This is a genomic window from Caballeronia telluris (genome assembly GCF_001544495.1).
Classification (GTDB): domain Bacteria; phylum Pseudomonadota; class Gammaproteobacteria; order Burkholderiales; family Burkholderiaceae; genus Caballeronia; species Caballeronia telluris.
The window spans coordinates 1-6,769 of the sequence record NZ_FCNZ02000077.1 but is presented as its reverse complement, the minus strand read 5'-3'; the positions used below and the strand labels follow the sequence as shown (position 1 = coordinate 6,769).

The 6,769-nt window shown below is 61.0% G+C and carries 5 protein-coding genes and 1 pseudogene; 3 read left to right on the top strand and 3 right to left on the bottom strand.

Going from position 1 to position 6,769, the window contains the following annotated elements:
* The 3 genes and pseudogenes from AWB66_RS31815 to AWB66_RS31805 form a co-directional block, all read right to left on the bottom strand.
* A partial coding sequence (locus AWB66_RS31815) for an alcohol dehydrogenase catalytic domain-containing protein (protein ID WP_087633965.1) occupies nucleotides 1–256 on the bottom strand: 256 nt, incomplete at its 3' end.
* A gap of 11 nt (nucleotides 257–267) precedes the next feature.
* A complete protein-coding gene (locus AWB66_RS34155) occupies nucleotides 268–1,029 on the bottom strand; it encodes an SRPBCC family protein (RefSeq protein WP_200819127.1) in 762 nt (253 codons plus the stop codon).
* A 207-nt stretch (nucleotides 1,030–1,236) separates the two neighbouring features.
* Nucleotides 1,237–2,385, bottom strand: a pseudogene (locus tag AWB66_RS31805) (glutathione-independent formaldehyde dehydrogenase).
* A 1,637-nt stretch (nucleotides 2,386–4,022) separates the two neighbouring features.
* On the opposite strand from AWB66_RS31805, the gene AWB66_RS31795 reads away from it, so the two are divergent.
* The 3 genes from AWB66_RS31795 to AWB66_RS31785 form a co-directional block, all read left to right on the top strand.
* Nucleotides 4,023–4,943, top strand: coding sequence for an NAD(P)/FAD-dependent oxidoreductase (locus AWB66_RS31795; RefSeq protein ID WP_159462991.1), 921 nt, complete (start codon nucleotides 4,023–4,025; stop codon nucleotides 4,941–4,943).
* A 121-nt stretch (nucleotides 4,944–5,064) separates the two neighbouring features.
* Complete coding sequence (locus AWB66_RS31790) at nucleotides 5,065–6,438, top strand: PAS domain-containing sensor histidine kinase (RefSeq protein WP_087633961.1); 1,374 nt, start codon at nucleotides 5,065–5,067, stop codon at nucleotides 6,436–6,438.
* On the top strand, nucleotides 6,432–6,769 hold a 338-nt coding region (locus tag AWB66_RS31785), incomplete at its 3' end, for a sensor histidine kinase (RefSeq protein ID WP_200819126.1). The genes AWB66_RS31790 and AWB66_RS31785, both read left to right, overlap by 7 nt.

The following is a 6,769-nucleotide window of genomic DNA, read 5'->3' as shown; positions in this document are numbered from 1 at the left end:
AAGGAACCACGACGCGGTCGCCCTTCGCGAGGCGCTTCACCTCGGGGCCGATCTCCTCGATCACGCCCATGAACTCGTGGCCGATGACATCGCCGGACTTCATTGTCGGGATGTAGCCGTCGATGAAGTGAAGATCCGAGCCGCAGGTCGTCGACAGACTGACGCGCAGGATTGCGTCGCGGGGATTGATGATCTCCGGGTCTTTCACAGTCCCGACGCGCAGGTCGTTTACCCCGTTCCAGTACAGTGCTCGCATGCTCACTCTCCTTAACGCGTGGTTGCGCGAGCAGCGGGCTGCCGCTCAGTGGTGGGAATCTCGCCGGTTTCGACGAGGCTCTTGAAGCGCCGCAGCGCGTTGTCCGCGACCAGACTCAGCGGCGTGGTCCCGAGGAGTTGGAGCAGGCCTTCACCGAGAGCGCCGCCGGGCGGGTCGAACCGGACGTGCAGCGTCGCCACCGTGCCGCGGTCGTTCGGGGCGGAGTCGAAGCGGACGGATCCTTCGTTCGGAATGGCGGCGTCAGGCAGCGAGCGCCAGCCGACGCCTCCGCCGGGACCGTCTACAATCTCCGATTCCCATTTGTAGGCGCGACCGAGCGGCGTCCTTATTTCCCAGCGCATGCGGCCGTCGCCGGTCGGGTGCAACGTCGCGAAGCCTGCCATGAGTTGCGGGAGCGTCCCGGGCGCAAGCCAGAGTCGACGAAGCTCGTCCGCAGTCTTGCCGATGGTGATTGCACGCTCCACCTCCGGCGTCGCGCCGGCGGTCCCAGTTCGCCCCTTGCTGTTTTCCCCTCCGCGAAGGAGCGGGACACCGTACCCGGCCCTCACCGCGGCTATGCCCGCGCAAGCAGTGAGCGCAAGAGCCGCGGCACCTTTCTTTCGGCCGGCGAGTCCGGACACGATCAAGGCCGCGCTGAGCGCAACGGGGATCCAGCCAATGCCTCGCATTGTTTCTCTGGCCGAAATGGCCGAAGAATGACCGCCGCGCCCCAATAATTCGCGCGGCCGCATAGCAAGAATGTCGCTTGCCATAACGAATGCTCCCAAGATTACTGACCGCCGTGGTGCCCGCTACGCGGTTCGTACCGTGCAGCGGAATCGACGAGAAATGTTTGCGACGCTCGAGCTCATCGCACGCGTGGCCCTGAGTCGTGGGACTGGACCGCGGGATGCATCGCCAAACTCAGATTGAGCGATGAGCCCGAGCGCTCATGCAACTACGATCGCCGCGTCGCTTCGCTAGCCTCCGGGGTGCAAGACCACCTTGGTCCAGCCGTGATCGCGCACGTCGAAGTGCTGATAGGCGTCAGGCGCTTCTTCGAGTTTCAACTCATGCGACACGATGAACGATGGCTTCGCGCGGCCCGCGTGTATCAGGTCGCGCAACTGCCGGTTGTATGCCTTGACGTTGCACTGGCCCGTGGCGATGTGCTGGCCTTTGAACCAGCACTTGCCCCAATCGAACGCGATCTGGCCTTTCTTCGCCAGCTCGTCCTACGCGCCCGGGTCCTCCGGAATGAACACGCCGACCACGCCGATCCCGCCAGTAAACTTGACCGACGACACGAGGTTGTTCATCGTCAGATTGGGGTTCTCGTGGCGTTGCGGAGCCGGATCGTGGCACTGGTAGCCGACGCATTCGCATCCCACGTCCGCGCCCATGCCTTGCGTGAGATCCATGACCCGCTGCACCGGATCTTCCTTCGAATAGTCGATCGCAATCGCGCCGATGGACTCTGCGAGCTTGAGCCTGTCGGGATGGCAATCGACCACCATGACGCTGCGGGCGCCCTTGATCATCGCCGAGTGTGCGGCCATCAGACCCACCGGTCCGGAGCCATAGATCACCACGGCGTCGCCAGGCCTCAACCCGGCGAGTTCGGTCGCGTGCCAGCCGGTCGGGAAGATGTCGGCGCACATCACGTAGTCGGTCTGCTTCTGCTGGGCGTCAGGCGGCAGTTTCAAGGACATGAAGTCCGCCCAGGGTACCCGCAGATATTCGGCCTGTCCGCCCGGCCACGGACCCATGTCCGCAAAGCCGAATGCGCCGCCGGCGATTCCCGGCTGGTTCGCGCTCAGGCAGAACGCCGTGAGGCCGCGCTCGCAGTTCACGCAGTGGCCGCAACTTATATTGAATGGCAGGCACACCCGGTCGCCGGGCTTTATCCGCTCCACGGCAGGCCCGACCTCCTGAACGACGCCCAGATTTTCGTGACCGAAGATGCGGCCTTGCTCGAAGTCGGTTCGGCCCTCGTACATGTGCAGGTCGGAACCGCAGATGTTGGTACTGGTTATCCTGACGATGGCGTCGGTCGGACGCTCGATTTTGGGATCCGGAACATTCTCAATCGTGACCTGGTGCGGACCACGATACACAACCGCTTTCATATCTTTCTCCTGTGAACGCGACTGAAGCCTGAGCCGCAGAAACAGCCTGGCGGCTCACGACCTCGATAAACCCGCCGGCGTACCTGTGGGACGGCTGGTCTCTAGTTGGCGATGCGTATCCCGATCGCGAGGTCATGCTCCTTCTGTACCCGACCGTCACCTTGCAACCGCGTGTGCTATGAGCAGTTACAACTGGTAGTCGCGAGCTATCCTAATTGTTTGCTTCGCGCTCTTGACTTGGCTATGACGATGAGCGCTCAAGTCCGCAGCTATCCGCGTGCCCGCGTCGGCGACCTGCATCTAACGACACCTCGGCGGTGGGGTGACCGGCTGCGGGCCATGTGGCGCAGTCGCTGGCGGCGGTTGATGTCGTTGTCGCTTCAGCTGTCCAAAAGTCCGTTCTCGGAGTTGGTGACGCATCGCGCGGACCGGGTGGATCGCTTTGCCGGTCTACTGCAGATTTTGCAAACGGGCCTTCAGGGAAGCAATTTCCTTGAGGCCGCATGCTCGCATCACAATGACCGCTCACGACGATGCGAAGGCGCTCGTGCAAGAAAGCACTAAGATGCTGCTTATCACATTACTCGCGGTGAACCGGTTAGTGCTCGTCCTCCTGCCATACGCCGACGGGCCGATGCGGTTCGCATGTTTGTCCGGCCCGCGCGTCAAAACGGATGGCCCAAATTCGGGCAGGAGTGACTCGACCGCACTGCAAACGCTGCCGTTGTCGTCGCAGCGAATCTAGGCTTTTGAAAGCCTCACTCCCGTACCGAACCGGTCGGGAACAGGGGATGCTGCGAATTTCTCTCACGACGCTGTCGTGGCGGGGTCTAATAACGTTGGTGCGCATATGGGGTTGTTCGGTCAAGTCGTCGGTGCCGCGATCATGGAAACCGGCGATGCAGTGCAAGTCATTGTCGGGCTGGCGCTTGCGCAGCACCCGGATACGGCATATTCGCTGCTCGCCGACACGGGCAAGCGCTGTCGTCGGTCCGCGAGTCCCTGAAGATTTACCCGATCACATTTTTTTCGCGATCCTGAAGGGCACGCGGCGCCGGGTCGAACGGGCCATTCCGACCAAATTGCGATGTTCGAAGCGTTCCTTGCGGGCAGCGCTCCATTACTAGTAGAAACGGATGCACCGCTGATCACCGATCTGTGGGCCGTCCTCAGTCAATTCAAATATTGTCCTCAGTGCCACGGCTCAACGCCCCCGCGTTTTGATTGTTGCAGGCGCTGACTGCCTCGTGGCATGCAGGTCATACTCTCGCGGTCACCGAAACCATGTCGCTCTCTGGCGCGGACGCCGCCGCGACGGTGCGCCGCAACCTGACTCGGCTGAAGCAAAAAGGGTGGGTGCCGGTCGATGAGAGCAGCGAAGATCTGGAGGGCGGTCGGCCTGTGCTAACGGACGCGGGCTTCGCGGCCTGGCTATGCTCCTTGGCCTGGTGATGCCGCTTGACATGGAGGGTAGAGCGCCTGCCGGTTGGCCCGCCGGTTGTGCCGATCTCGCCATTGCCTTTGGCCGTGGGCCGTAAAAATTCCGTCTCCTCCACCATTGGGAATCGATATTGCTGGGCCGCACGCGCCCTCCGCCGGGGAGCCGGCTATATTGCTTCTCAACGAAGGAGTCGATGATGGATCCGGTTCTTGATTGTGTTGTTGTCGGCGGCGGCCCGGCTGGGCTGACCGCTGCGCTCTACCTTGCCCGGTTTAGGCGCTCGACGATGGTCGTTGATGCCGGGCAGAGCAGAGCGTCGTTGATTCCGATCGTGCGCAACTTGGCCGGTTTCGAAAGCGGCATCAGCGGGAAGGAACTCGTCGACAAAATGCGTCGCCAAGTCGATTGCTACGAGGTACCTGTGATCGCCGGCCGAGTCGTTGCGATACTGGAGGCGCCCGCCGGCTTCGTGATCGAGTATGCCAACAATGGCGGTTCTTGCGGGCGCAGGGTTCACACTCGTTGTGTGCTGCTTGCGTGTGGAATCCGCGATAGGCTCCCGCCTATCGCCGGAGCCGATCGGCTTACCCAACAAGGATTGCTCAGGTTCTGCGCGATATGTGATGGCTTCGAGGCGCACGGCAAGCGGATTGCAATGCTGGGTTCGGCGTCACGTGCGCTGACGCACGCCTTGTTCTTCCGAACGTTCTGCACGCGAGTAGCAGTCGTTGCCTCCGACCTCTCGGTGCTGACCTCCGAGGAGCGCGCCTTGGCCGCGCAAAACTCCATCGAGTTGGTAGCGATGAGCGCGCTTCAAGTACCGAACGACGCCGAGGGACCGTTGAGCGTCGTGTGCGCAGACGGGCGTCGACAGATGTTCGATGCCGTCTATCCGGTCCTTGGCTGCTTCCCAGAAACTGAGCTGTTGAGCGGCTTCGACATCGAACGAGACAGAGACGGCATGATCGTCGCGGACAAGCAGCAGCGTACGAGCGTGACGGGCATGTTTGCTGCAGGTGATGCAGCTAATTCACTGAATCAGATTTGCGTCGCAGTTGGCGAAGCTGCGATCGCAGCTACGGCTATCCATCGCAGCCTGCCTGGCAATCCGCTCTGAAGCGAACCATCATCTACGGTGATGAGGAGATTGTCATGGAAACGCTTGAATTTTCCGGCGCTCGCCTCGACAGCACTCGAGAGATTCAATGCTCGCTTAAAAGAACTCGAGGGTGGCCGAAATGCTCAATACACCAGCAGTTGATGGTTCATTCGCCGGCCCCGATGACGGCACAGGCGCTCGTCATGGGGCTGGTGGCGATGCAAAGCTCTTCTTCAACGCGATACCCAGCGCAATATTGACTCTCCTACCTGATGCGGAGTTCACCATTTCCGCCGCGAACGATGAATACCTCAAGCAGACGGGGACGGTTCGCGAGCAGAGTGTGGGGCGCTCTTTTTTTGATTTGTTTCCCGGGCGCTCCGAGGCTCAAGGGCGCGACAGCCTTGAGGACATCCGCTCGTCACTTTCTGCCGTCATCGAAACGAGGTCGCCACAGCAAGTCGACACTCAGCCGTACAGGATGTGTCAGGCAGGCCGCCTTGAGACGCGATACTGGCGCGTAAAGAATGCCCCGGTCTTGGGCTCGGATGGTAGCTTGTTGTGCGTCGTCCATCAGATTGAGGACTTGACGGAATCCTTTCAGAGCCACCAACAGGTCGAGGCGCGTCTTGATCGCATGAGGACGCTCGAAGACGAGCTGCGGGAGCGGGAACAAGCGGTTGCTAAAGAACGGGCCGAATTAGAGCGTGAGAGGCGGTCATTCAGTCAGCTTCTTGCGCGCTCGGAGTCCTGGCGGCTGGGCGAGGAGAAATTCCGGCTCATAAGCAATACGCTTTCGCAACATGTATGGACAGCGCGCGCCGACGGTACCGTGGATTTTCACACTCAGCAATTTGCCGAGTTTGCCGGCGTGCCTCGAGACGCTGGACTCGGCGACTTGTGGGCCAACTTCATTCATCCCGATGATGTCGAGGGCACGAAGCTGGCCTGGAGCCGCAGTGTATCAACTGGCGAGCCGTACGAAAGAACGTTTCGGCTCAGACACCATACAGGGACCTATCGGTGGACATTGACGCGCGCCGTTGCGCTAAAGGATGACGATCAGACAATCTTCAAGTGGGTGGGCTGCACCACGGATATCCACGAGCAGGTTCTCGCTCAACAAGAGCTGCGGGACGCTCACCGCCGCAAGGACGAGTTCCTCGCGATGCTTGCGCATGAATTGCGCAATCCGCTTGCTCCAATTGGGGCGGGCGCGGAAATACTGTTGCGCGAGAGCGGCGATGAATCGCGGGTCCTTCGAGTAAGCGAGATGATTAGCCGGCAGGTTAAGCACGTAACCGGGCTTATCGACGAACTGCTTGAGGTATCTCGTGTGACGACCGGAAGAGTGTCCCTGGATGAGCAGACGGTAGACATGAAGCGCGTCGTTCGCGATTCGACAGAGCAGGTTCGCCCCCTGATGGACATGCGCCAACATCGTTGGAGGTTAGCCTGCCGACGGAATCGGTTTGCGTTTGGGGCGACCCCAATCGACTGGTGCAGGTGCTGAGCAATCTGCTAAATAATGCCGCCAAATACACGCCCAATAGCGGCCGCATCGAATTGAAAGTGGAATGCGATGGGCCCGAAGCCGTTGTTCGCGTGAAGGACAACGGTGTCGGAATGGAGCCCGGGTTGCTTGACCGGGCGTTCGACCTTTTTCAACAGGGGAAGAGAAGTGCGGCGCGCACTGAAGGGGGATTGGGCTTGGGGCTCGCGCTGGTGAGGAGTTTGGTCGAGCAGCAAGGCGGTACGGTGGTCGCGCGGAGTGAAGGTCCGGGCAAGGGAAGCGAGGTCACGGTTCGCCTTCCACTCTTCGTCGGCGAGCCAGCGACGAGAGA

Coding starts and splice junctions, on each gene's coding strand:
- AWB66_RS31790 (WP_087633961.1), top strand. CDS start 5,065: ATGCTCAATACACCAGCAGTTGATGGTTCATTCGCCGGCCCCGATGAC.
- AWB66_RS31795 (WP_159462991.1), top strand. CDS start 4,023: ATGGATCCGGTTCTTGATTGTGTTGTTGTCGGCGGCGGCCCGGCTGGG.
- AWB66_RS34155 (WP_200819127.1), bottom strand. CDS start 1,029: ATGGCAAGCGACATTCTTGCTATGCGGCCGCGCGAATTATTGGGGCGC.